Origin of the sequence: Methylocapsa acidiphila B2, from assembly GCF_000427445.1 — a bacterium.
GTDB lineage: Bacteria > Pseudomonadota > Alphaproteobacteria > Rhizobiales > Beijerinckiaceae > Methylocapsa > Methylocapsa acidiphila.
Genome location: NZ_KE386496.1, coordinates 243,885 through 268,617, shown reverse-complemented (window position 1 = coordinate 268,617; position 24,733 = coordinate 243,885). Strand labels below are relative to the sequence as shown.

The 24,733-nt window shown below is 62.6% G+C and carries 27 protein-coding genes; 22 read left to right on the top strand and 5 right to left on the bottom strand.

Going from position 1 to position 24,733, the window contains the following annotated elements; all coding sequences use genetic code 11:
• The first annotated feature begins 7 nt into the window (after positions 1-7).
• The 6 genes from METAC_RS0102445 (at position 8) to METAC_RS21960 (ending at position 6,458) form a co-directional block, all read left to right on the top strand.
• Positions 8-916 (top strand): hypothetical protein, encoded by a 909-nt coding sequence (locus METAC_RS0102445; RefSeq protein WP_026605815.1) that lies wholly within the window; start codon positions 8-10, stop codon positions 914-916.
• Entirely contained in the window at positions 913-1,926 is a 1,014-nt protein-coding gene (locus METAC_RS0102440; RefSeq protein WP_026605814.1) for a vWA domain-containing protein, read from the top strand. The genes METAC_RS0102445 and METAC_RS0102440 overlap by 4 nt, the downstream gene beginning before the upstream one ends.
• Complete coding sequence (locus METAC_RS0102435) at positions 1,923-2,549, top strand: hypothetical protein (RefSeq protein ID WP_245257408.1); 627 nt, start codon at positions 1,923-1,925, stop codon at positions 2,547-2,549. Before METAC_RS0102440 ends, METAC_RS0102435 begins: the two co-directional genes overlap by 4 nt.
• Positions 2,546-4,120, top strand: coding sequence for a vWA domain-containing protein (locus METAC_RS25595; RefSeq protein ID WP_245257407.1), 1,575 nt, complete (start codon positions 2,546-2,548; stop codon positions 4,118-4,120). Before METAC_RS0102435 ends, METAC_RS25595 begins: the two co-directional genes overlap by 4 nt.
• Before the next feature lie 78 nt (positions 4,121-4,198).
• Positions 4,199-4,411 (top strand): hypothetical protein, encoded by a 213-nt coding sequence (locus tag METAC_RS24985; protein ID WP_156898078.1) that lies wholly within the window; start codon positions 4,199-4,201, stop codon positions 4,409-4,411.
• Between the two features lie 490 nt (positions 4,412-4,901).
• Positions 4,902-6,458, top strand: coding sequence for a PepSY domain-containing protein (locus tag METAC_RS21960; protein ID WP_051335314.1), 1,557 nt, complete (start codon positions 4,902-4,904; stop codon positions 6,456-6,458).
• A gap of 78 nt (positions 6,459-6,536) precedes the next feature.
• Here the strand turns inward: METAC_RS21960 and gpt are convergent, their stop codons facing one another.
• Complete coding sequence (gene gpt / locus METAC_RS0102410; RefSeq protein ID WP_051335313.1) at positions 6,537-7,055, bottom strand: xanthine phosphoribosyltransferase; 519 nt, start codon at positions 7,053-7,055, stop codon at positions 6,537-6,539.
• On the bottom strand, positions 7,052-7,807 hold the full coding sequence (locus METAC_RS0102405) for a competence/damage-inducible protein A (RefSeq protein ID WP_026605809.1): 756 nt from the start codon (positions 7,805-7,807) through the stop codon (positions 7,052-7,054). Before METAC_RS0102405 ends, gpt begins: the two co-directional genes overlap by 4 nt.
• A 163-nt stretch (positions 7,808-7,970) precedes the next feature.
• Here METAC_RS0102405 and METAC_RS21955 point away from each other — a divergent pair, with 163 nt between their 5' ends.
• The 3 genes from METAC_RS21955 (at position 7,971) to METAC_RS0102390 (ending at position 9,245) form a co-directional block, all read left to right on the top strand.
• The gene (locus METAC_RS21955) at positions 7,971-8,498 is read left to right on the top strand and encodes a hypothetical protein (RefSeq protein WP_156898077.1); all 528 of its coding nucleotides are present in this window, start codon (positions 7,971-7,973) and stop codon (positions 8,496-8,498) included.
• Positions 8,499-8,522: 24 nt separating this feature from the next.
• On the top strand, positions 8,523-8,861 hold the full coding sequence (locus METAC_RS0102395) for a hypothetical protein (protein ID WP_026605808.1): 339 nt from the start codon (positions 8,523-8,525) through the stop codon (positions 8,859-8,861).
• 66 nt (positions 8,862-8,927) lie between these two features.
• A complete protein-coding gene (locus METAC_RS0102390; RefSeq protein WP_026605807.1) occupies positions 8,928-9,245 on the top strand; it encodes a hypothetical protein in 318 nt (105 codons plus the stop codon).
• A 24-nt stretch (positions 9,246-9,269) separates the two neighbouring features.
• Here the strand turns inward: METAC_RS0102390 and METAC_RS0102385 are convergent, their stop codons facing one another.
• Together METAC_RS0102385 and METAC_RS0102380 are read right to left on the bottom strand one after the other, a co-directional pair.
• Positions 9,270-9,689, bottom strand: a complete 420-nt coding sequence (locus tag METAC_RS0102385) for a secondary thiamine-phosphate synthase enzyme YjbQ (protein ID WP_026605806.1) — start codon at positions 9,687-9,689, stop codon at positions 9,270-9,272.
• A gap of 22 nt (positions 9,690-9,711) precedes the next feature.
• A complete protein-coding gene (locus METAC_RS0102380) occupies positions 9,712-10,380 on the bottom strand; it encodes a M15 family metallopeptidase (protein WP_026605805.1) in 669 nt (222 codons plus the stop codon).
• A gap of 363 nt (positions 10,381-10,743) precedes the next feature.
• Between METAC_RS0102380 and METAC_RS21950 the strand changes: the two genes are divergently transcribed.
• Positions 10,744-11,421 (top strand): alpha/beta hydrolase, encoded by a 678-nt coding sequence (locus METAC_RS21950; protein ID WP_051335311.1) that lies wholly within the window; start codon positions 10,744-10,746, stop codon positions 11,419-11,421.
• Between the two features lie 246 nt (positions 11,422-11,667).
• Positions 11,668-12,726, top strand: a complete 1,059-nt coding sequence (locus METAC_RS0102365) for a class 1 fructose-bisphosphatase (RefSeq protein WP_026605803.1) — start codon at positions 11,668-11,670, stop codon at positions 12,724-12,726.
• Here METAC_RS0102365 and METAC_RS0102360 read toward each other — a convergent pair.
• A complete protein-coding gene (locus METAC_RS0102360; RefSeq protein ID WP_026605802.1) occupies positions 12,723-13,013 on the bottom strand; it encodes a hypothetical protein in 291 nt (96 codons plus the stop codon). The genes METAC_RS0102365 and METAC_RS0102360 overlap by 4 nt on opposite strands.
• Here METAC_RS0102360 and METAC_RS0102355 point away from each other — a divergent pair.
• The 11 genes from METAC_RS0102355 to argB all read left to right on the top strand — a co-directional run bounded on the left by METAC_RS0102355 (position 13,012) and on the right by argB (position 24,725).
• A complete protein-coding gene (locus METAC_RS0102355; protein WP_026605801.1) occupies positions 13,012-13,887 on the top strand; it encodes a phosphoribulokinase in 876 nt (291 codons plus the stop codon). The two genes, METAC_RS0102360 and METAC_RS0102355, sit on opposite strands and share 2 nt — an antisense overlap.
• 12 nt (positions 13,888-13,899) lie before the next feature.
• Positions 13,900-15,912 (top strand): transketolase, encoded by a 2,013-nt coding sequence (tkt, locus tag METAC_RS0102350; protein ID WP_036255223.1) that lies wholly within the window; start codon positions 13,900-13,902, stop codon positions 15,910-15,912.
• Between the two features lie 176 nt (positions 15,913-16,088).
• A complete protein-coding gene (fba, locus tag METAC_RS0102345) occupies positions 16,089-17,177 on the top strand; it encodes a class II fructose-bisphosphate aldolase (protein WP_026605799.1) in 1,089 nt (362 codons plus the stop codon).
• 15 nt (positions 17,178-17,192) lie between these two features.
• On the top strand, positions 17,193-18,668 hold the full coding sequence (locus METAC_RS0102340; protein ID WP_051335310.1) for a form I ribulose bisphosphate carboxylase large subunit: 1,476 nt from the start codon (positions 17,193-17,195) through the stop codon (positions 18,666-18,668).
• Between the two features lie 13 nt (positions 18,669-18,681).
• Entirely contained in the window at positions 18,682-19,107 is a 426-nt protein-coding gene (locus tag METAC_RS0102335; protein ID WP_026605797.1) for a ribulose bisphosphate carboxylase small subunit, read from the top strand.
• Between the two features lie 43 nt (positions 19,108-19,150).
• A complete protein-coding gene (gene cbbX, locus METAC_RS0102330; protein WP_198017149.1) occupies positions 19,151-20,074 on the top strand; it encodes a CbbX protein in 924 nt (307 codons plus the stop codon).
• A gap of 37 nt (positions 20,075-20,111) precedes the next feature.
• Positions 20,112-20,792, top strand: a complete 681-nt coding sequence (rpe, locus tag METAC_RS0102325) for a ribulose-phosphate 3-epimerase (RefSeq protein ID WP_026605795.1) — start codon at positions 20,112-20,114, stop codon at positions 20,790-20,792.
• Positions 20,793-20,858: 66 nt separating this feature from the next.
• The gene (rpmH, locus tag METAC_RS0102320) at positions 20,859-20,993 is read left to right on the top strand and encodes a 50S ribosomal protein L34 (RefSeq protein ID WP_010300405.1); all 135 of its coding nucleotides are present in this window, start codon (positions 20,859-20,861) and stop codon (positions 20,991-20,993) included.
• Positions 20,994-21,152: 159 nt separating this feature from the next.
• Entirely contained in the window at positions 21,153-23,039 is a 1,887-nt protein-coding gene (gene yidC, locus METAC_RS0102310) for a membrane protein insertase YidC (RefSeq protein WP_026605794.1), read from the top strand.
• Between the two features lie 17 nt (positions 23,040-23,056).
• A complete protein-coding gene (gene yihA / locus METAC_RS0102305; protein ID WP_051335309.1) occupies positions 23,057-23,758 on the top strand; it encodes a ribosome biogenesis GTP-binding protein YihA/YsxC in 702 nt (233 codons plus the stop codon).
• An 82-nt stretch (positions 23,759-23,840) separates the two neighbouring features.
• A complete protein-coding gene (gene argB / locus METAC_RS0102300; protein ID WP_026605792.1) occupies positions 23,841-24,725 on the top strand; it encodes an acetylglutamate kinase in 885 nt (294 codons plus the stop codon).
• Positions 24,726-24,733: the final 8 nt, after the last annotated feature.

Here is a 24,733-nt window from a genome sequence, read left to right as displayed (position 1 = left end):
ATTCCGAATGCGCGTTCTAGCCTATGGCTTTTGCCTCATCCTTTCGACCGCGCCGGCCATGGCGCAGGTGCGATCGGTCGAGCTTCATAAGCCCAGGCTTTTCGGATATTTCATAGGCGATCTTATTGCCAACGAGGTCGTCGTTTTGGTCGACGCTGGCACAGTGTTGAAGACATCATCTCTTCCAGCGCCGGGTCCGCTGAACTATTGGCTCACGCTAAAAGCCATCCAAACCGTCTCGGAGCCTGCGGCGGACGGCGCCGTGCGCTATCGTTTGAAGCTGACCTATCAAACCTTCTACGATCCACTCGAGCCCCATTGGCTGAAGATTCCAGGCTTTCAGCTCCTTTTCGACACGGCGGAGCAAACGATTGCGGCGACCGCGCCGGAATGGTCGTTCCTTTCCTCGCCAATTCGGGAAGTGGCGCCGAAGGAAAGCAAAGACAATACATTCCTCCAGCCAGATATTGCGGCTTATGAGGAAGATCTTGCTCGCACGCGCGCTGGCGCCTTTGTCGCGGGCTTCGCCGCTGTGGCGTCCTATCTCGCGCTCGCTTTCGGCCACGCTTGGCCTCCGTTCCACTCACGGCCGGCGCGCCCTTTCACAAATGCGGCAAGACGCCTGAAGACACTTGCGAAAAAGGCCCCCCGAGAGGATGTCTATCGCAAAGCGCTGTCGCTGCTACATCTTGCTTTCAACAAGACCGGTGAGCGCGTTGTCCTCGCCGACGATCTCAACTCGTTTCTCTCCGCCCATCCGCAATTTCAGTCATGCAGAGTCGAAATCGCGGCATTCTTCGACGCGTCCCGCCGTTTGTTTTTTGAATCCGATCGCCGCGCCGCCAGCGCATTTTCCCTCCATGACGCTGTTGGCCTGTGCCAAAAATTGAGCGCTGTAGAGCGTGGGCTGCGATGAGTTTCTCCTTCGATCATCCGGAGCTTCTGTGGCTGCTCGTCTTAGCGCTTATCCCCTTGATCAATCCGGGTCAAAAGGCTCACGCCTACCCATGGCTGGCGCTCATGCCGAGGGACCTGCTCTCAACCTGCTTCGACGGGTTTCTGCGCTTGGTTGCGGCGACATGCGTCGCGGCCTTGATCCTTGGCGTCGCCGGCCTGCACCGCAAGCGCGACAATATCGAGCGCATAGGCGAAGGAGCGCATATCGTCCTGTTGCTCGACCGCAGCGTGAGCATGGATCAAACCTTCGCCAATCGGACTCCGAACGGACGCGAGGAATCCAAAACGGCAGCCGCAGTCCGGCTAGTCAAAGAACTTTTCTCGAAAAGACCACATGATCAATTCGCGGTCGTTGCGTTTTCGACCTCGCCGATCTTGGCTATGCCGATGACTGCGAAACGCGCGCCGATCATGGCCGCCCTTGACGCAATGAACCGCCCTGCTCTCGCGCATACCGATATCGGGCGCGGACTCGGCTTGGCCCTGACGACGTTCGAGGGCGACGATCAGACCGCAACGCGCGTCGTCCTTTTCGTATCGGATGGCGCCGGCGTCATCGATCGGTTAGTCCAGGAAAAAATTCGCGCCGAGGCGTTGAAACTCAACGCGCATCTCTACTATCTTTACCTTCGCACTGATGGCGATCCAGGCCTTTTCGAGACCGAGGCCTTACCTGACAGAGATGCGCCCGCAGCCCTTCATCGCTTCTTTGAAAGCCTCGGCGTCCCTTATCGCGCGTTCGAGGCGGACAACCCGGACGCGATTCGGACGGCCGTCGAGGCGATCAACCGACTGGAGACCAGCCCGACGATCTATTTCGAGCAAACGCCGCGCCGCGACTATTCGAACCACGCCTACGCGGTCGCTTTATCCGCGCTTCTAGCGCTACTCGCGACGCGCTTCGCAGAGCGCCAGCTAGGGAGCCAAACAGGCGCGCCTCGCAAGCCAAAGGCAGCCGTTTCATCATGAGCAGCGCAAGGGACCTTTCACAAAAATGGCCACAAAGGAAATGGATGCGGTTCAACGCCGTCCGTCGCGTGTTTCACCAAGCGGTCGACCTGGTCGCCGGCTTCGTTCTTCTTGCATCGCTCGTCTGGCTGATCGCGGCCGGCGCGACCTGGCTCGCGCGCCTTTCCGACAACCGCACGATCGCCGCGTTGCGTGCGGATCAAGACGTCAAAATCAGTAGTGATGCATCCGCCGCGGTGATTTTCGCGCGCGCCGGCTTCCTGCTGGCGCATCAACGCATCGATGAGACGCAAGGGCTTCTGGAATTGCTCGCGCGGCGCGACGATCAAAAAGTCTATCGAAACCTTCTTTTCAACCTCGGCAATGCGCGCCTGAGACAAGCCTTTGTGCTGATCTCCAACGGCGATCTCAGCGCCGCCGTCCCATTCGTCAATCTCGCCAAGCAGAATTATCGACGCGCGCTCGAATTGGATCCGAGCGATTGGAATACGAAATATAATCTCGACGTGGCTCTGCGTCTTGTGCGCGACTTTTCCTTTGGCCAGGAAAACGAAGGCGATACGCTGCCCGCGTCGAAGCAACTCTGGCCGGACATGCCGGGCGTCCCGGAGGGCTTGCCGTGAAATTTTTGCCGACGGCCATTCCGGCGTTGCACGATCTCCGGTTCCAGCTCACGGCGGCAGCCGCGTTCTTGCTGTGCCTTGCCATGGTCCTGCCGCCACTCCACCTCCAACGCCAAACATTCGATCTCCTCGCCGTGGTGGACATCACAGGCAGCATGAATACGCGTGATTATCAGCTGCGCGGAGAAGCCGTCAGCCGCCTCGCCATGGTGAAGGACACGTTGCGCCACATGTTGGTCGGCCTACCATGCCAGTCGCGGATGGGGCTTGCGATCTTCGCGGAACGTCGCCCATTTCTCCTATTCGAACCAACCGAGATTTGCGATAATTTCGAAACGCTGGATCGTGAAATCGCAGCGCTTGATTGGCGCATGGGGTGGGAAGGCGAAAGCCACATTGCAAGCGGATTTTTTCGATCCGTAGCTTTAGCCGATGAACTCGGCGCCGACCTTATTTTCATGAGCGACGGCCAGGAAGCGCCGCCGCTCCCTTGGACGGGGGGGCCGCAATTCGAGGGCAAAGCGGGTCAGGTTAAAGGGTTGGTCATTGGCGTCGGCGGATATGATCTTTCGCCGATTCCGAAATTCGATGAGTTTGGCCAAGAGACGGGGTTCTGGCGACCCAGCGACGTTCCCAACGAGAACATGAGCGCGCCGCCGCCTCCAGGCGCCGAGGAAAGGGAAGGCTTTAATCCCCGCAACGCGCCTTTCGGCGGGACTGCAGCGGGCGGCCATGAATATCTATCTGCTGTCGATGAGGCGCATCTCAAAGATCTGGCCGCGGAAACTGGCCTTCGCTACGCCCATCTCGAGAGCGTTCCAAGCCTCATGACCGCTTTGGACGCCGCCGTTGCGCAACGCCCCGCTTATGTCGCGGTCGGCGTCGCGTGGATTCCCGCCGGACTTTCCCTCGCGCTTCTCGTCACGGTTTATGGGCTGCTGCCATTGCTCGATAGGCGCGCCGCCGGACTCTTGATCCAGCCTCGCAAGGACCGACGCCAGCGGGCCGGCGCGGCGGCGAGACGCCCTGATGCGCCTAGCGGCGGAAAGGGCCGAGGCAGGCTCGCCGGCGCCGCGGCTATCGCTTTCGTACTCTGTCTCGCGCCCCGATCAGCGCATGCGGATTCCTCAGATGAGCTGGCGAGAGGCGCCTATCTTTCTAAAATCACCGGTTGCGTCGGCTGTCACTCTCCACGCACAGAATCGGGCGATCTTATCGTCACTCGGCTGATGACCGGCGGGGATCATCCGATCGCGGCCGGCGCCTTGGGGCGCATTTTTCCTCCAAACATCACGCCCGATCCGATAACCGGGATCGGCAATTGGAGCGTCGACGACATCGTCGGCGCCCTCAAGGAGGGCCGCGCTCCGGACGGCCGAATTCTTTCATCGGCGATGCCTTGGCGGTCGCAATTCAACCAATTGGACGTGGCGGACGCGCGGGCGATCGCTGTCTACATCAAATCCTTGTCGCCGGTCGTCAATCGGGTTCCGTCGCCGATCCGCACGATAGACCGCCCAAGCCATGAAGTCTGGCCTCCGGCGCCTGAACAAGGCATGGGACAGCAATAAGGATTTCTCGCAGAGTTTGCTGATGAGATGCAACAGCAACTGCCTGCCGCGCCAGCGGCTCGAACAATCGCGCCATTGTTGACGACGAGTCGCGACCATCTGACGAAAGTGGAGACCATGACGGTCGTCGCGATCGAAAGCGGCGTTTTACTCGTCACTGAGACGCGCGATTTGATCGTCGAGTTTGACGACATGATCAGACGCAAGGCAACAACCGAACTCGACGCCTGGAATGACCGAGCCAAGGGTGGCCTTGTCGCTGCGCTTGCAAACGGCGCGATGAAGAACTGAGCCGCCGTCGCTGCCGCGATCGCGTCCCCGTGGTCCAACGACCAGGTCGAGGGACAGATCTGCAGACGGAAACTTGCGAAGCGTCAAATGTATGGGCGCGCCAAAATCGACCTCCTGCAATCTCGCCTCGTCGCCCTTGCATGATCGCCGTTACAAAATATGCCCAAAGCTCATCGCGCTCGCACCGCTCATAAAAGAGGCGCACCTGCACGAAAATAGGGGCCTGTTTCAGCGATCGCTGACGCCAAAGCGCCCTGCGGACGACCTCTCCAAATGCGCGACGTCTAGCCCCAATGGCTAGGGAAACGCATCTCGGGCCGGAGCCTGGACATTCGTCCATTTTTGGCAAGTTCTTGCGCTTGCACATATTTCTATTTAATCTATAGATATATAGTAATTTCCTCGGATCACGCCTCATGGGCTGGGGCCGTCTAAGGGATCGAGCTGCGACGAATGATCGACTTAACGCCAATGATTTTCGGATAATCCCATGATTCGGCTCCTTTACCTCACGCATCGCTGGGTCGGCGTCGCGCTCGCGTCTTTTATGCTTCTGTGGCTTTCCTCCGGTCTCATCATCGCCTATTCCTCCTCCCTCCTCACGACGCCTGAAGACCGCCTCTCGCACGCGCAAATTTTGCACCCGGAGAATTCATGGCTTTCCTTCGGCGAGGCGCTCGGCGCAGTCGTGCACGACGCTCGGCAGGAAATCGTCAACAGCCGCCTCGCCCGCGTGGACGACGAACCGGTGTGGCTGCTCGAGGATGCTTCGGGCGAGCGTTTCGCGGCGTCCGCGATTGATGGGGATATCCGATCCTATTCCGTTGACGACGCCATGCGCATCGCCCGGCGCTGGCTGGCGGCGGACTCTACTTCCGGCAAGGCGCCGCTGGCCGTAAGCTATGTCGATACGTTCGACGCTTCGTCGGCATTGCGCAACCATCAAGCATACAAGCCGTTTCATCGCTTCGCCGTCGACGATGGTTTCGGTTCCGAATTGATCGTCTCCGCGAAGACGGGCGAAGTTCTGCAAGTCAGCACGCTGTGGCGGCGCAGCCTCTATTATGCGGGCAATTTTATTCATCTCTTTCGTCCGCTCGATTTCCTTCGCGCCGGCGACCTGCGTCGCAACACGCTTTTCTGGTGCGGCCTTTTCGCTTTCGTCGCGGGCGCCACGGGCATTGTGATCGGCTGGCTCCGCTGGAAGCCCGGCTTTTTTGGCGGACGCACTTATTCCGGAGGCCGCACGCAGCCCTATCGAGAGTTTTGGTTGCGCTATCATTTTTGGGCCGGCCTCATCGGCGGCGCCTTCGCCGTGCTTTGGGCCTTCAGCGGCGCTCTATCGACAAATCCGATGCAGATATTTTCGGAGCCCACCGCGAGTCCCGAGGAGCTTGCGCGATTCCGCGGCGGCGATTGGCCCTCGACCATTGCCGCGCATGCGCCGGAGCTTTCGCCGGAATTGAGGGAAAGCGTGGTCGAGATCGGCTGGAGCCACCTCGGCGATCAGGCGCAACTGCTGGCCTATGACCGCAGCGGACGTCGGATCGCGCTCGACGTGAGCGACGTCGGCCTCGACAAGGATGCGCTTCTCGCCGCCGCGCAGCGCTTGGCCGGCGAGCAAGCCATAGCCGGCCAAGCGCTACTGACGAATTATGATTCCTACTATTATCCGAACCGGCGACAAGGCGCCCTCGACAGACCGCTTCCGGTCATGCGCATCGATCTTTCGGACAGCGCGCATACGTCTCTTTACATCGATCCGCAGGATGGACGTCTGGTCACAAAGATCGATTCAAGCCGGCGCGCTTATCGATGGCTCTACGTCGCTTTGCATCATTGGGACTTCGGCTGGCTTCATCAGCATGCGGTTTGGATCGTCTGGATCACGATCTGGATTAGCCTCGGACTGGTTTTGGCGCTGAGTTCGGTCGTCATCGGTTGGCGGCGCTTGCGTCGCACCGTCGACATCAAAATTGCGCCGCCGCGGCTCGCTGGGGCGTCGACGGAAGGACAAAGCCAAGCGATGAGCGGACGGATGAACTAGGCCCGGCCACGCGACCGCTCTCGCGGAGCGCAGGCGACGATAAGACGCGAAGGGGTTCGCGTTTCGAGCGAAGGAACGTCAGCCGCGTTCCGAGCCGGCGATCGGCGCCTGGAAGCTCAAGCCGAGGTCCCATGGAAAATAGATCCAGGTGTCCTGCGAGACCTCGGTGATGAATGTGTCGACGAGCGGCCGCCCGAGCGGCTTGGCGTAAACGGTCGCGACATGCGCCTTCGGCAGCAGGGCGCGGACAACCATGATCGTCGCGCCCGTGTCGACGAGATCGTCGACGACGAGCAATCCTTCTCCCTCGGTCCGGCCCAGCTCCGGCGACACGTTTTTCAACACTCGGACTTCCGACCGAACGCTCTCCGCGACATAGCTTGCAACGCAGAACGTGTCGATAATCCGCATGTCGAGCTCGCGCGCCACGATCGCGGCCGGCACGAGGCCTCCCCGGGTGATCGCCACGACGCCGGTGAATGGCGCGGAGCCGTTCAGACGCCAGGCCAAGGCCCGCGCGTCGCGATGGAACTGATCCCAGGAGACGTGAAAGGCCTTTTCCACGAAAGGCGTCTTAGCTCCGGGCGTCGTCGTCATATTTCCTCGCGCCGCCGCTCGGAGAGGCGCGAAAGCATTGCGTCGATAGCCGCCGCTATCTCGCCGACCCGCGCCGCATCGCGTCCGCGAACGACGATTTCATTATGGAATCCGCCATCGCGGAACGAGGGATAGGAGCCGATCGACAGCTCCGGATTCGCGGCTGCGACATCGCCGAGAGCAGCTGCGTAATCGCCCTCGCGCAGACCGCGGGCCGGAATGGTTTGCGCCACGATGCGCACGCCCGTCGCGAGCCGCGGCGCGACATGATCCAGCATGGATTGCATGATCGCGGGCACCCCGGCCATCACGACGACATTGCCGATCCAAAATCCCGGCGCCTTCGATATTCTATTCTCGACCAGCGCGGCGCCGCGCGGAATGCGCGCCATGCGCCGGCGCGCCTCGTTGAGCTCTTCCGGCGCGATCCGCTCCAGCAAGAGCGCGATGGCGCGTGGATCCTCGATAATATCGACGCCGAACGCCGCCGCCACAGCGTCGGCGGTGATGTCGTCATGCGTCGGCCCGATCCCTCCGGTCGTGAACAGATAGTCATAGCGGGAACGGAGCGCGTTGACCGCGGCCACGATTTCGCTCTTGACGTCGCCCACGACGCGCGCTTCGCGAAGATCAATGCCGATCTTGGCGAGATAATCGGCGATATAGCCGATGTTCTTGTCCTTTGTGCGCCCCGACAGGATCTCATCGCCGATGACGAGAATCGCCGCCGAGACGGAAGCTGCTTTCGTCATGGCCGTACTCCCCTCCAACCACTAACATGAATGCCTTGGGAATTCGACTTTTTCACGCAGGAATGGCGCCGTTCCGGCTTGCGCGGCTGGCGGCGCAACTCTTGCTTGTCTGGGCATCGCACATTCCATGTCGACGCCCCTGAGCCTTCGGCAAGAGCCCATCATGCCGCCTGAAATAGACGCCGAGCGAGCCGCCCGAGAGGCCCTTGCCTCCAATCCTTTTCCGCCCACGCCTTGGGTGCGAATCGTCGACGAAGGAATCGTTATCGCGACCGGCTATAGCGAGGCGCTGAACCGCCTGTTGCGCTGGATGCCGAAAGCCAAGTGGCGCGCAAACAAGCGGTCATGGCTCCTGCCTTTTTCGAGCGCGGAGGCGCTTCGCGCTGTGCTGCCGGAAATAGCGCGGCTCGCGGACGCCGCGCAGGAACTGGACGAGCCGGCCGCGATCGGCTCCGGGGTCGCGAGCACGGCGGCGCGCGCGGCGCCGGATCAATGGCGCACGCATGTTTTGGAAGCCGCCGAGCTCCTCCATGGCCCAGATTGGGAGACCGCATTGGGCGCCGCGCCAGACGCTCTCGCGGAAAGCGCCATCGCCGTAGATCTCGCAGCCGGTCTTCGCCGCAAGGCCGACGCCTTTGCACGAGCGGCCGAGCGGCTCGAACAAGGCCTTCGCACGCCGAGCCGGGCCTGACCGGGGAATGAAGGCGCGGCAGTTATGAAAGACTATATTCCAGAGCTGAGCGAGCTGCGGATGGTGCGTCGCGCGCCCGAGGGTCCGCTGCCCTTCAGCGCAGAAGATCGAACCTATGTCCTGACCTGCCTCCGGGACGTCGAGCGGAGCTTTGGCGTCGCTTCTCTGATCGTCGGGCCGGGCGACTCATCGGCGCGGGCTCTCGTCAAGCAATTGATCGAATGGTGGCGCACGCTCGAACCGAAGACGGAGGCCCAACGCGACGCCTATGGGCGCCTGCCGGGGGCGATCCGGCTCATCGACACGGTCTCGACTTGGGTCGAAGAGAAAGCGCGGAGCCGCTCCAACCGATCCGAGACGTGAGAACGGCTTCGCCCCGGCCGCCCGTCGAGCACATGTTCCTATCCCTCCGACATTGGACGCAAGCCCATGAGCAAGAGCTCGGTGATTCAAGCAACCCATCGGGGCCTCGGCGCCATGCTCCGGCTCGCGCTCTCTGACGGCCGCAGCTTCGATTTCACGCTGCAAGAAGCGCGAACGCTGTCCCGCGCGCTCGCCGCCGTGCGCAACGGCAAGAGCAAGGTCGATGAAGTCTACATGAGCCCGATCGCGAGCGATCTCGACTTCTCGGCCAAGGTGACGCCGGACGGCCTGCTGCTCGAGGGCGCGGAGCAGCCTTTGAAGCTCGAATGGCCGGAGGTCGGGACGATCTCGGCATCGCTCGCGGAGCTCGCCGGCCCGGAGTGAGACGCTTGCAGGCGTCTTGGAGGCTTATTCGCCGAAGAGATGCAGCACAATTTCCCGCCGATGCGGCTCGCGCCTGTGTTCGAAGAGATAAACGCCTTGCCAGGCGCCGAGGACGAGTCGACCCGATTCGACTGGAATCGCGAGCTGCGCCTGAGTCAGCGCCGCTCGGATATGGGCCGGCATGTCGTCTGGCCCCTCCGTCGCATGGACGTAGCGGCCGCGATCCTCCGGCGCCAGCGCCTCGAAGAAGGTCTGGAGATCGGCGCGCACGTCCGGGTCGGCGTTCTCCTGGATCAGGAGCGACGCGGAGGTATGTCGGCAAAAGATCGTCAGGAGCCCGGTCGAGATGTTTCGCCCGCGCACGAAATCCGCTGTGTCGCGGGTGATCTCGTAAAGGCCCTTGCCCGCGGTCGCGACGAATAGATGATGGAGCGCTTGCCACATCGGTCTCAGCCCGAATTCGAGGTCACTCCTTGACGTCAAAGTCCCACGGCGGCGCGTCCTTCACGCCTTCAAGGGCGAAATGCCACCATTCCTGCGGCAGATTGGAGAAGCCGTGCCGCTGCATGAGCGCGAAGAGCTTGACGCGATTGGCCCTGGCGGCGGCTTCGATATCTGGATTATCAGTCGCAGAAGCCGCGTCGAAGAGATCGAAGGGCGTGCCGAAATCGAGGCCTACTATGCCTAAGTCCACGGCGAGGCCGGTCGAATGGGCGGAGGCCTTGGCGATATAGCCGAGCTCGAAAAGCGCCGTCTTGTCCACATTCGGGTAATAGATCGGCTTCATGGCCTGATCGGACGAGTCCTGAGCCCAGGCTATGAAAGCCTTAGTCGCCTTTTGCGGCCGATAACAATCATAGACGATGAGGCCAAGGCCGTCCTGCTCCGCCTCCCGCTGCGCGGCGGCGAGCGCTTCGGCCACCTCGCGGCGCAGCCAGCATTGCGGCGCGACATAGCCGGGCACGGGACGGCCCATGAAATTGTCCGCGCCGGCGTAGCGAATGTCCTGCTTGATCCCCGGCGCAAGATCGGCCAGCCGGACGAAATCCTTCGGCGGCTCCTGTCCCCGCGCCGCACCGGCGCAGACCGCCGAAAGCATGAGCAAAGTGAGTGCGGCGGAATAGGCTTCGCTCATCAGCTATCCTTAACATTCGGCCCGAATCGATCGAGTGAGAGACATCATGCGTCGCAAAACGTCAGCCTATGGAATAACGAGACTCGTTCCGTCGATAAGAAATCGCTCCCAGTTCAAAAAGTCGAGCCTATTTGTCGATCAGAGCGGTCGTCCGATCGCGATGATCCTAGGTCGGCTCACCTAGAATCTTCCGCGCCAAAACCTCGATGAGATCGTCCCCGTCGAATGAGAGCAGGCGGCACGCGCTATGCTGGATTGTCCGCCATTGTTCGTCCCGCTCGATCTCCGGCGTCGGAGCTATCCATTGACGCGCTTCCGCCGAGCGCAGGCGGAAACTCCGCGAAGAACGCAAAGGAAATGTCAATGGCGATTGATCTCGAAGGGCCAAGCTGCGCGCCCCTCTCTTGCGGCAAGGCTGTCTATCTTGTCGTTTTGTTGCATGGCCGCGGCGCCAATGGGGACGACATAATCGACCTCGCCCTCAATTGGCAGCCAATCCTACCCAAAGCGGAATTTCTCGCCCTCAACGCGCCTTTTCCCTGCGATCCGGCGCCGAGGGGGCGGCAATGGTTCGACGTTGAGTCGCCGGAGACAATGCTCGCCGCATTGCGGGCGGCGGCAGACATGCTCGATCGGGCGCTGGACGAGTTAATGGCGCGGCGGCGGCTCGAACCGAGCCATCTGGCTCTTGTCGGCTTCTCTCAAGGCGCGACGCTGGCCTTGCATGCGGGCCTGCGGCGGAAGGAGCGGATCGGCGCGATCGTCGCCTTTTCCGGCGCGCTTCATGGCGCGGAGGCGCTCAACGCGGAAATCCGGAGCCGGCCGCCGGTTCTCCTCGTCCATGGCGAGGCCGATGCGGTCGTGCCGTTCACGGCGTTGGACATGGCGCGGGCCGCGCTCGAAGCCGCGCAAGCGCCCGTTACGGCGATCGCCCGGCCGAAGCTCGGTCATGCGATCGACGACGAGAGCGTGAGCGCGGCGGGCGAATTCCTCCTCGGCGCGCTCAAGACCAGGAAAGCCGCCTCAGAGGAGGCTCACTGACCTGTCCTCTCCGAATCTCAATTTCAGGTCGTAAAGCTGTTATTACACAACTATAAGGAGATAAGCTGAGCGGCGCGCCATTGGCGCGGATCATTGCGACGGCCGATCTCTTTGCCCCGCCCAGATCGAAGCGCGAGCGACGTCCCGAAGCCGAAATTGCTTTCCGCGCCGTCCGAATATTATTCACTTTTAATTTTTAATGCTTTGGGCGATGTTCGCCGCGCATGCAAACCAAGAAGGACGCACATGGCGAGCACCGAGGGGACCTTGAACCTGGACGCCTTTCTGGAGCGCGCTGTCGCCGCTGAGGGCCGCTTGGCGCCGGCCGCGAAAACGCTGCGCGAGATCGCCGTCGCGGCGATCGCATTGGCCGACCTGATCGGCCTCGGCCAGCTCTATGGACGCCTCGGCGCGAGCCGCGGGAGCGCGAACGCGGATGGCGACGTCCAAAAGGAGCTCGACATACTTGCCAATGACTTGTTCGTAGAGGCCTTCCGGCGCGCGCCCGTCGCCGCCGTCGCGTCCGAAGAGCTGAAAGACGCCTTGCCGCTCGACCCGGCGGGGCCGCTCGCCGTCGCAATGGACCCGCTCGACGGCTCCTCGATGATCGACGCCAATGTCTCGATCGGAACGATCTTCTCGATTCTGCCGGCGCTCCCGGACGCGGCCAGCGCGGATGCGCATTTCCTGCAGCCCGGGCGGGCGCAGATCGCCGGCGGCTTCGTGATCTATGGGCCGCAAACGTCTCTCGTCTTCGCGCTCGGCGACGGCGCGACCCAGATCTTCACCCTGGACCGGCGCGACGGACGCTTTCACCTGGCCGTCCCGGAGGTGAGAATTCCGGCCGATTCCAATGAATATGCGATCAATTCCTCGAATTATCGCCATTGGGAACCCGCCGTCCGCGCCTATATCGACGATTGCGTCCAGGGCGCCGAGGGACCGCTGAAGCGCAATTACAACATGCGCTGGGTGGCCTCGCTCGTCGCCGAAGCCTATCGCATCCTGCTGCGCGGCGGCGTCTTCCTGTATCCCGGCGACCATAGGCCTGGCTATGCCGAGGGGCGGCTGCGCCTCATCTACGAGGCCAATCCCATCGCCTTGATCGTGGAAAGGGCCGCGGGCCGAGCGATCGACTGCCTTGAGCCGATTCTCGACGTGGTCCCGGCCTCGGTTCATGCGCGCACGCCGCTTGTGTTCGGCTCTTCGAACCAGGTCGAACTCGTCGCCCGCTATCACAAGGACCCGCAATTTTCCGCCGAACGCGCGCCCCTGTTCGGCAAGCGCGGCCTGATGCGTCTCTAGAGCGTGATCCGAAAGAGCTGAGCGACTTTTTCTACCGGAACATGCTCCAACATATTGATCTGGAGCAGGATGAGGAAGGCGGGGGCCTGCGTCGCCCCCGCTCCCCGCCTTGAATGATTGAAATCATCACGAAGATCTTGGACCAACAGGGTCCGAGATCGTCGCGATCCGGAGCTTGCATGCAGCCCTTGCGAGGCGCCGAGCGCCTTTTGTTCCGCGTTTCGCTCCAATTTATCGGAACCGATCACGATGCCATCATCATCGTGGTTTAGATAAAGAAGCGTCATGTCAGCCAAATATCCGATCATCTCGGTGACCGGCTCGTCCGGCGCGGGAACGACTTCCGTCAAGCGCACGTTCGAGCAGATCTTTCGCCGCGAGCGCGTGGAGGCCGCCTTCATCGAGGGCGACGCCTTCCATCGCTATGACCGCATCGAGATGCGCAATGTCATGGAGCGGGAGGAAGCCAAGGGAAATCAGAATTTCAGCCATTTCGGTCCGCCCGCCAATCTGCTCGAGGAACTCGAGAACGTCTTTCGGACCTACGGCCAAACCGGCACCGCGATGAGCCGCCATTATGTCCATGACGAAGAGGAGGCGGAGATTTACGGCGCCCCGCCCGGCACCTTCACCGATTGGGCGCCTTTGCCGGAGAAGACCGAGATTCTCTTCTATGAGGGTCTGCACGGCGCTCTCGTCAACGAGCAGGTGAATATCGCGAAATATGCCGATCTCAAGATCGGCGTCGTCCCGGTCATCAATCTCGAATGGATTCAAAAGATCCATCGCGACCGCTCAGCGCGCGGCTACTCGATGGAGGCGGTGACGGATACGATCTTGCGGCGGATGCCCGATTACATTAACTATATTTGCCCGCAATTTACAGAGACGGACATAAACTTTCAGCGCGTGCCCACGGTCGACACGTCGAACCCTTTCGCCGCCCGCTGGATTCCAACGGCCGACGAATCGATGGTGATCATCAGGTTCAGCAAGCCCCGCGGCATCGATTTTCCCTATCTGCATTCCATGATCCGCGACAGTTTCATGTCGCGCGCGAACTCGATCGTCATTCCAGGCAACAAGCTCGATCTCGCGATGCAGCTGATCCTGACACCCTTCATCCTGCAGCTCGTTGAGCGGCGGCGGCGAACAAGCTGACGGAACCTTGACATGAACATGCTCGCCAGAGTCTCCAAGAGCGCGACCCATGCCGAAATGGCCAATTCCCTGCGGTTTCTCGCCATGGACGCGGTCGAGAAGGCCACCTGCGGCCATCCCGGCATGCCCATGGGCATGGCCGACGTCGCGACCGTCCTTTTCACGCAATTCCTGAAATTCGATCCGGCCGATCCCGCCTGGCATGACCGCGACCGTTTCGTTCTCTCGGCCGGCCACGGCTCGATGCTGCTTTACGCCCTGCTCCATCTCCTCGGCTATCCGGGCGTGACGCGGGAGGAGCTCGAGCGCTTTCGCCAGCTCGATTCCAAGACGCCGGGCCATCCCGAATATGGCCACACGCAGGGCGTCGAGACCACGACCGGCCCGCTCGGACAAGGGCTCGCGGCGGCCGTTGGCCTGGCGCTGGCCGAGAAGCTGCTGGCGGCCCGCTATGGCGGCGAGATCGTCGACCATTACACTTATGTGATCGCGGGCGACGGCTGCCTGATGGAAGGGGTCAGCCATGAGGCGATCGCCCTCGCCGGCCATCTCGGGCTCTCCAAGCTGATCGTGCTTTGGGACGACAACGGCATCACCATCGACGGCAAGGTCTCGCTCGCGGACTCGGTCGATCAGCTCGCGCGTTTCGAGGCGGCCGGATGGACGGCGTCGCGCGTCGACGGCCATGACCCGGAGGCCGTCGCCGCCGCGATCGACGCCGCGCGCCGATCCGACCGGCCGGTTCTCATCGCCTGCAAGACCGTGATCGGGTTCGGCGCGCCGACCAAGGCCGGGACCCATGCGGTCCATGGCGCCGCGCTCGGCAAGGAAGAGATTGCCGGCGCGCGCGCCCGCTTGGGCTGGACCAGCGAGCCCTTTGAGGTTCCAGCCAACATAAGGACGGCCTGGAGCGAGGCGGCCGAGCGCGCCGCGTCGGAGCATCAGGCCTGGCTCGCGCGCTACGCCGAGCTAGCCCCCGAAATCCGCGCCCGATATGACCTCGACCTTTCCGGCGCGATCAGACCCGAGGCGTCCGCCGCCGTCGAGGCGTTCAAGCAGGCGGCGAGCGAGGGCGGCGCGGCGCAGGCGACGCGGGTCTCGTCGCAAAAGCTGCTCGATCGGCTGAGCCCGGCGCAGCCTAATCTGATCGGCGGATCGGCCGATCTCACCGGCTCCAACAACACCAAGGCCGCCGATATGAAAAGCGTGACGTCGGAGGACTTCTCCGGTCGCTATATTCATTATGGCGTGCGCGAATTCGGCATGGCTGCGGCCATGAACGGGCTCGCGCTGCATGGCGGCTTCATTCCCTATGGCGGGACTTTTCTGGTCTTCGCCGATTATAGCCGGCCCGCGATCCGGCTCGCCGCGCTGATGGGCCTGAGGGTCATCCATGTACTTACCCATGATTCGATCGGCCTCGGCGAGGACGGGCCGACGCATCAGCCCGTCGAGCATCTCGCCTCCTTGCGCGCCATCCCCAACCTTCTCGTGTTTCGCCCGGCCGACGCGGTCGAGACGGCCGAGGCGTGGGAGCTTGCGCTCGAGAGCGAAAAGGCGCCCTCGGCGATCGCGCTTTCTCGCCAGAACCTGCCGATCCTGCGGCGCGCGCATAGACGCGAGAACCTGTCCCAGAAGGGCGCCTATGTGCTCGAGGAACCGGTCGGCGGCCGGGACGTTACGCTTCTCGGGACAGGCTCGGAGGTCCAGCTCGCGGTCGAGGCCGCGAAGCGGCTCGCCGGCGAAGGGGTCAAGGCGGCGGTCGTCTCCGCCCCCTGCTTCGAGCTTTTCGCCGCGCAGTCTCCGGAATACCGCAAAAGCGTCCTCGGCGGCGCGCCGCGCGTCGGGATCGAGGCCGCGATCCGCCAAGGATGGGACGCTTTTCTCGGGCCAGACGACCGCTTCGTCGGTATGTCGTCCTTCGGCGCGAGCGCGCCTGCCGGCGAACTTTACGAGAAATTCGGCATCACCGTAGATGCGATCATCGCCGAGGTCCGCAGCCTTTTGAAGCCGCAGGGAGCCTGACGCTCATGGCCGGCGCAGGGTTTGACCATCGCTACGAATCCCGCGCTCGGCTCTCGCAAGACCGGCGGGGCTCCCTTGCATCGCCGCGGCCGGCGCACTGCATTCGAATGGCCCGAGATCTCGGATCAAACCAGCTCCAAAGCCCCCTATCCGCAATCCGCGACGGAGACTAACCCATGGCCCGCATCACCCTCCGCCAACTTCTCGACCATGCCGCCGAGCATGACTATGGCGTCCCCGCCTTCAACATCAACAATATGGAGCAAGGCCTGGCGATCCTCGCCGCCGCCGCCTCCGTCGACGCTCCGGTGATCATTCAGGCGAGCCGAGGCGCGAGAGCCTACGCCAACGACATCATGCTCGCCAAGATGATCGAGGCCTTGATCGAGATGTATCCGGACATCCCGATCTGCATGCATCAGGATCACGGCAACAGCCAGGCGACCTGCCTCACCGCGATCCAATACGGCTTCTCCTCGGTGATGATGGACGGATCGCTCGAAGCCGACGCCAAGACGCCCGCCTCCTATGACTATAATGTCGCCATCACCGCGAAGGTCGCCGACATGGCGCATCTCGTCGGCGCTTCGGTCGAAGGCGAGCTCGGCGTTCTGGGCTCGCTCGAGACCGGCGGCGGCGAGCAGGAGGACGGCCATGGCGCCGAAGGCAAGCTCAGCCGCGACCAGCTTCTCACCGATCCCGATCAGGCCGTCGATTTCGTGACGCGGACCAAGGTCGACGCCCTCGCCATCGCCATGGGCACGTCGCACGGGGCCTATAAGTTCACCCGCAAGCCGGACGGCGAAATTCTCTCCATGCGCGTGCTGGAGGCGATCCACTCGAAGCTGCCCAACACCCATCTCGTGATGCACGGCTCGTCATCGGTTCCGCAGGAATTGCAGGACATTTTCAACGCCCACGGCGGCGCCATGCGCCAGACCTTCGGCGTTCCGGTCGAGGAAATCGTGCGCGGCATAAAGCATGGCGTCCGCAAGGTGAATATCGACACCGACTGCCGCCTCGCGATGATGGCCGAGGTCCGCCGCATCGCCCATACGCAGCCCGCCGAATTCGATCCGCGCAAATTCCTGAAACCGGCGATGGAGGCGATGGAGAAAGTCTGCAAGCAACGTTTCGAGCAGTTCGGCACGGCCGGAAACGCTTCGAGGATCAAGGTGCTGCCGATGTCCGCCATGGCCAAGCGCTACGCCTCGGGCAGCCTCGATCCGCGCGTGGAATTGCAGCGCAGCGCCGCCGCGGAGTGATCGGAGCCCCCCAACATGAGCCTATTCGACAAGAGGCTGACGCCGACGGAGGCTCCAAAGCGCGGACGCTATTCCGCCGGCGTCATGGAATATCGCGACATGGGCTATTGGCAGCCCGATTATGAGCCAAAGGACACCGACATTATCGCCGTCTTTCGGGTCACGCCCCAGGACGGGGTCGATCCGGTGGAGGCCTCGGCGGCCGTCGCCGGCGAATCCTCCACGGCGACCTGGACCGTGGTCTGGACCGACCGGCTGACCGCTTGCGACAAATATCGGGCCAAATGCTATCGCGTCGATCCCGTGCCGAATGCGCCCGGAGTCTATTTCGCCTTCATCGCCTATGAGCTCGATCTCTTCGAGCCGGGCTCGATCGCGAACCTCGCCGCCTCGATCATCGGCAATGTTTTCGGCTTCAAGCCCCTGAAGGCGCTTCGCCTCGAGGACATGCGCTTCCCTGTCGCCTATGTGAAGACCTTTCAGGGTCCCGCGACCGGCATTGTCGTCGAGCGGGAAAGGCTCGACAAATTCGGCCGGCCGCTGCTCGGCGCCACGGTGAAACCCAAGCTCGGGCTCTCCGGCCGCAATTACGGCCGCGTCGTCTATGAGGCGCTGAAAGGGGGCCTCGATTTCACCAAGGACGACGAAAACATCAATTCACAGCCCTTCATGCACTGGCGCGATCGCTTCCTCTATTGCATGGAGGCCGTCAACAAGGCGCAGGCCGCGACCGGCGAGGTCAAGGGCAGCTATCTCAACATCACCGCGGCGACCATGGAGGACATGTACGAGCGCGCCGAATTCGCCAAGGAGCTCGGCTCGGTCATCGTCATGATCGATCTCGTCATCGGCTACACGGCGATCCAGTCGATGGCCAAATGGGCCCGGCGGAACGACATGATCCTGCATCTCCATCGCGCCGGCCATTCGACCTACACGCGGCAAAAGAATCATGGCGTCTCCTTCCGCGTCATCGCCAAATGGATGCGCCTCGCTGGCGTCGACCATATCCACGCCGGAACCGTGGTCGGCAAGCTCGAAGGCGATCCGAACGCCACGCGGGGCTATTACGACATCTGCCGCGAGGATTATAATCCGCAAAATCTCGAGCACGGGCTGTTCTTCGATCAGCATTGGGCTTCGCTGAACAAGCTCATGCCGGTCGCCTCCGGCGGCATTCACGCGGGCCAGATGCACCAGCTCATCGATCTTCTCGGCGAGGACGTGGTGCTTCAGTTCGGCGGCGGCACGATCGGCCATCCGATGGGGATCGCCGCCGGCGCGACCGCCAATCGCGTCGCCCTCGAGGCGATGATCTTCGCGCGCAACGCAGGCCGCGACATTCTGCAAGAAGGTCCGCAAATTCTCGAGGACGCGGCCAAGGCCTGCACGCCTCTAAAGCAGGCGCTCGACACCTGGAAGGACGTCTCCTTCAATTACGCATCGACCGACACGCCAGATTTCGTCCCGACCGTCACTCCAGCGGAATAGGAGATTTGACCTTATGCGCATCACGCAAGGCTGCTTCTCGTTCCTGCCTGACCTCACAGACGACCAGATCCGCTCCCAGGCGCAATATATCATCGACAAGGGCTGGGCGGTGAATCTCGAATATACCGACGACCCGCATCCCCGCAACACCTATTGGGAAATGTGGGACCTGCCGATGTTCGACGTCAAGGACGCGGCGGCGGTGATGATCGAGCTCGACGCCTGCCGCAAGGCGCATGGCGATCGCTTCTATATTCGGCTTTCGGGATTCGACGCCTCGCATGGTTGGGAAAGCGTGCGGATCTCTTTCATCGTCGGACGTCCCAAGACCGAACCCGGCTTCCGCCTCCTCCGGCAAGAAGGCCCCGGCCGGCGGCAGATCTATGCGACGCAAGCCTATGCCGCCGACCGGCCGGAGGGCGACCGCTACAAATCTTGACGCCGACGCCCGCGCGCGCCCTGCGGCCCGCGGAGGTCAGAAAATGGAAGGCAGCGAAATTTCGATGGAAAGCGGATCGTCTGCGCCGCCCGAAACGATCGATCTGCGCCGAGAGCTGGCCGAGACGCATGTTCAGGATGTCCTCGATCAGCTCGACCGCGAGCTCGTCGGCCTCGCTCCGGTCAAGAAGCGGATTCGCCAGATCGCGGCGCTTTTGATCGTGGACCGAGTCCGGCGGCGCATGGGCCTCGAGTCGGAGACGCCCACCCTGCACATGTCCTTCACCGGCAATCCCGGCACCGGCAAGACCACGGTCGCGCTGCGCATGGCGCAGATCCTTCATAAGCTCGGCTATATTCGCAAGGGCCATCTCGTCTCGGTCACCCGCGACGACCTCGTCGGCCAATATATCGGCCATACGGCGCCGAAAACGAAGGAAATCCTCAAGAAGGCGATGGGCGGCGTCCTGTTCATCGACGAGGCCTATTACCTCTACCGGCAGGAGAACGAGCGCGATTATGGCCAGGAGGCGATCGAAATCCTCTTGCAGGTCATGGAAAATCAGCGCGAGGACCTCGTCGTGATCCTCGCCGGCTACGCCGAGAGGATGGACCAATTCTTCCGCTCGAACCCCGGCTTTCGCTCGCGCATCGCGCATCATATCGATTTTCCGGACTATACGGACCCGGAACTGATGCAGATCGCCAAGTCCATGCTCGCGGCGCAAAGCTACAAGTTCAGCGAAGCGGGCGAGGCGGCGTTTGAGAGCTATATCGCCGCGCGACGCAAGCAGCCGCTCTTCTCAAACGCCCGCTCGATCCGCAATGCGCTCGATCGCGCGCGGCTGCGCCACGCCAATCGCTATTTCGAACAGGATGGCCCGGTTTCGCTCGATGATCTCATGACCATCGACGCGCCGGACGTGCTCGCGAGCCGGGTCTTCGATTCCCATCCGTCAGAAAAATAAGATCCGATCCTTCGGAAAAATAGATAAAGAAGCTCGCATGAGCCCTCTCGTCATCGCCCCGTCGATTCTGTCCGCCGATTTCGCCAAGCTCGGCGAAGAAGTCCGCGCAATTGCAGAAGCCGGCGCCGATTGGATTCACGTCGATGTGATGGACGGTCATTTCGTGCCCAATATCACCATTGGTCCCGCTGTCGTGGCGGCCCTCCGGCCGCATGCGACAATTCCCTTCGACGTGCATTTGATGATCGCGCCCTGCGATCCCTTTCTGGCCGGTTTCGCCGAAGCCGGCGCCGATTTGATCGCTATCCATGTCGAGGCGGGGCAGCATCTGCATCGCTCGCTGCAGGCGATCCGGAGCCTCGGCAAGAAAGCAGGGGTCGTGCTCAATCCCGCGACGCCGACGGCGAGCGTCCGGCATGTCCTCGATCTCATAGATCTCGTTCTCGTCATGTCGGTCAATCCGGGCTTCGGCGGCCAAGCCTTCATTCCCTCGGCGATCGACAAGATCAGCGAGCTCAAGACGATGATCGGCCGGCGCCCGATCCGCATCGAGGTCGATGGGGGAATCAATCCGGAGACGGCCGCTCTGGTCGCGGCGGCCGGGGCCGATACGTTGGTCGCGGGCTCCGCCGTGTTCAAGGGCGGTCCCGAGCATTACGCGGCCAATATCGCCGCAATTCGCGCCGCCGCGCTTGGACGACGCCCCACGCCAAATTGACTTGCCGCGCCTTGCGCCCCTATAAGGCTCGCTCCATTTTCAGGCGTCGGCCAAGGAGTTTTCAAGGTGAAGCGGACGTATCAACCGAGCAAGCTTGTGCGCAAGCGGCGGCATGGGTTTCGGGCTCGTATGGCGACGGTCGGCGGCCGCAAGGTGATCGCGGCGCGGCGCGCGCGCGGACGCAAGCGGCTTTCCGCCTAACGCGCGGCGCGGACCGGGCGCGCCGCGAGGCGAAATCCGACAGCGACCAATCCAGCCGACGCAATTGCTTTCGGCCCATTGGCGGTTTTGGATTTCAGGCCCCTATTATGGACATGCCCCGAGATGGGGCGGATCGGCACGAGCGCGGACGCCAGAGGCATGCAGCAGCGGGACCCCAGGGACACCACCAATCTCTATTTGGCGATCGGCCTTTCTTGCCTCGTCGTCCTTGTCTGGAGCTATTTTTTCGCGCCGCCGCCGGACAAGGCCCGGCTCGCGCAGCGCCCCGCCCAGACGTCGGGCGCCCAGACTCCGGGCGCTCAGACTTCGGGGGCGACGACGGCGAATAGCCAGATCCCGGGCCAGGCTCCAAACGGCCTTGCGGGCGCTGCGGGACAGGGCGCGCCCGGCCAGAGCGCTCCTGAAGCCGCGCCGAAAACCCGCGTCGAGGCGCTCGCCGCGAGCCCCAGGATCAAGCTCGACACCAAGGCCCTGTTCGGCTCGATCTCGCTCAAGGGCGGCCACATCGACGACGTCTCGCTGAAGGCCTATCGCGAGACCCCCGATCCAAAGAGCCCCAATATCGTCCTGCTCTCGCCGCTCGGCTCGCCCGCGCCCTATTACGCCGAGACCGGCTTTTTCGCGGCCTCCGGCGAGGTTTTAGCTCTGCCCGGCCCGGATGCGCTCTGGAGCGCCGACCGCGAGACCCTGACCGAGACGGAGCCGGTCACGCTCAGCTATGACAATGGCCAGGGCCTCGTCTTCCATCGCAAGATCGAGGTCGACCCGCGCTATATGTTCAGCGTGACCGACAGCGTCGAGAACAAGACCCAAAAGCCGGTGACGCTGCACCCCTATGCGATCGTCGCCCGCCACGGCAAGCCGGCCTCAGCCAATTTCGCCGTGCTGCACGAGGGCTTCGTCGGGGTCGTCGGCGACGCTGGCGTGCAGGAGATCAAATACGACAAGATCGAGAAAGAGGACGGCGCGCAGAAGACCTTCAAGGGAACCGGCGGCTGGCTCGGCATCACCGACAAATATTGGGCGGCGACCGTGATCCCGGCGCAGGATCGGCCGATCGCGGCCAGCTTTTCCGAGCGCCAGGCCGAGGGCGCAGCCGGCGCGCCGGTCAAGATCTATCAATCGGGCTTCGTCGGCGAGGCCGGCCAGACCATCGCGCCGGGCGCCTCGGGCGCGGCCAAGACCATGGTCTTCGCCGGCGCCAAGGAGGTCGACGCGCTCGACGCCTATGAGCGCAACCTCGGCATTCTCAAATTCGACCTCCTGATCGATTGGGGCTGGTTCTATTTCATTACGCGGCCGATGTATTGGGCGCTCGACCATATCTACAAATTCGTCGGCAATTTCGGCGTCGCCATTCTCTGCCTCACCGTCGTGATCAAGGGTCTGTTCTTCCCGCTCGCCAACCGCAGCTATATGGCGATGGCGAAGATGAAGGCGGTCGCGCCGCAGATCGAGGCGATCAGGCTGCGCTATCCCGACGACAAGCCGAAGCAGTCGCAGGAGACCATGGCGCTCTACAAGCGCGAGCGGATCAACCCGGTGGCCGGCTGCCTGCCGATGCTGATCCAGCTGCCGGTGTTTTTCGCGCTCTATAAAGTGCTCGTCATCACGATCGAGATGCGCCAGGCGCCCTTCTTCGGCTGGATCAAGGATCTGTCGCAGCCGGATCCGACCAATGTGTTCAACCTATTCGGGCTCCTGCCCTTCGATCCGAGCCAGATCCCGGTGTTCGGCGCCTATCTGATGCTCGGCGTCTGGCCCTTGATCATGGGCGTCTCCATGTTCTTCCAGATGAAGATGAACCCGGAGCCGGCGGATCCGACGCAAAAAATGGTCTTCGCCTGGCTGCCCTTGGTCTTCACCTTCACCATGGGCAGCTTCCCCGCCGGGCTCGTCATCTACTGGACCTGGAACAACACGCTCTCCGTCATCCAGCAAAGCCTGCTCATGAAGAAAGCCGGCGCAAAAATCGAGCTCTGGGACAATCTCGCCAATATGTTCAGAAAAAAAGCGCCAGGCTGAACTAAAATCACCAAACCATGAACCAAGAGAAAAGCGCCAGCGGCGACGACCAAGCTCATCCCCCGCCGGATGAGCCGGATTTCGCCGAAATCGGGCGCAAGCTCTTCGCCGAGGAGTGCACCTTCATTTGGGCTGCGGCGAAGATCGGCGGCCTGCCGCCGCCCGGTGCGCCCGAGATCGCCTTCGCCGGGCGCTCGAATGTCGGCAAATCCTCACTTCTCAACGCCTTGACCAATCGCAAGCGGCTCGCGCGCGCCTCAGACACGCCGGGCCGCACGCGCGAGCTCAATTTTTTCGCGTTGGGCGGCGACGCCGATCGCGCAAAATTGCGCCTCGTCGACATGCCCGGCTATGGCTATGCGGCGGCGTCAAAAGAGCAAATCGCGTCCTGGACCGGACTGATGCGGGATTTTTTGCGCGGACGCGCGCAATTGCTGCGCGTGTTCGTGCTCGTGGACGGCCGCCATGGCCTGAAGCCGATCGATCTCGAGATGTTCGATCTCCTCGACCGCGCCGCCATGTCCTATCAGATCGTCCTGACCAAGCGCGACGAAGTGAAGAAAGCCGACCAGGAGGAGCGCGTCGCGGCGACGCTCGCCGCGATCGCAAAACGGCCCGCCGCCTTTCCGGAAGCGATCTTCACCTCCTCGCAAACCGGCGAAGGCGTCGGCGAGCTTCGCGCGGCGATCGCGCGTCTCTTGGCCGAACGCGAGCCGTGATCGGATCGCCAGGCGCGCGCAGCATTGAGCTTGTCATAGTGAACGGATAGACATTGCAACGGGTTAAGCCGGACGGGACTCGATGAACGAAACATTCCAGCGCAGCGAGCAGGAGCGGGCGCAAGAGCAGGCCGCCATCCTGATGCAGGCGCTGCCGCATATGCTGCATTATGACGAGGCGATCGTGGTGGTCAAATATGGCGGCCACGCGATGGGCGACGACAAGGTGGGGCGCGATTTCGCCCGCGACATGGTGCTGCTCGAGCAATCCGGCGTCAATCCGGTCGTCGTGCATGGCGGCGGCCCGCAAATCGGCGCCATGCTGGCGAAGCTTGGCATCAAATCGGCTTTCGCCGACGGCCTCCGGATCACCGATCGGGCCACGATCGAGATCGTCGAGATGGTTCTCGCCGGCTCGATCAATAAGCAGATCGTCGGCTTCATCAACGCTGAAGGCGGACGCGCGATCGGGCTTTGCGGCAAGGACGGCAATATGGTGATCGCCAATAAAGCCGCGCCGACGAGCGGCGCGATCGATCTCGGCTTCGTCGGCGAGCCTGCCAAAGTGGACACGACCGTGCTCGACCAGGTGCTCGGGCGCGAGCTCATTCCCGTGCTCGCCCCGATTGCTCAGGGCGTCGACGGCGAGACCTATAATGTGAACGCCGACACTTTCGCGGGCGCGATCGCCGGCGCCCTCAAGGCCAAGCGGCTGCTGTTTTTGACCGACGTGCCGGGCGTTCTCGACAAGAATAAGGATTTGATCAAGGAATTGCGCGTCGATCAGATTCACGCGCTCATTGCCGACGGGACGATCACCGGGGGGATGATTCCCAAGGTCGAGACCTGCATCTACGCGCTCGAGCAAGGCGTCGAGGGCGTGGTCATCCTCGACGGCAAGACCCCGCACGCCGTGCTCGTCGAGCTTTTGACCGATCACGGCGCCGGAACCCTAATCACAAGGTAAAGGACGCA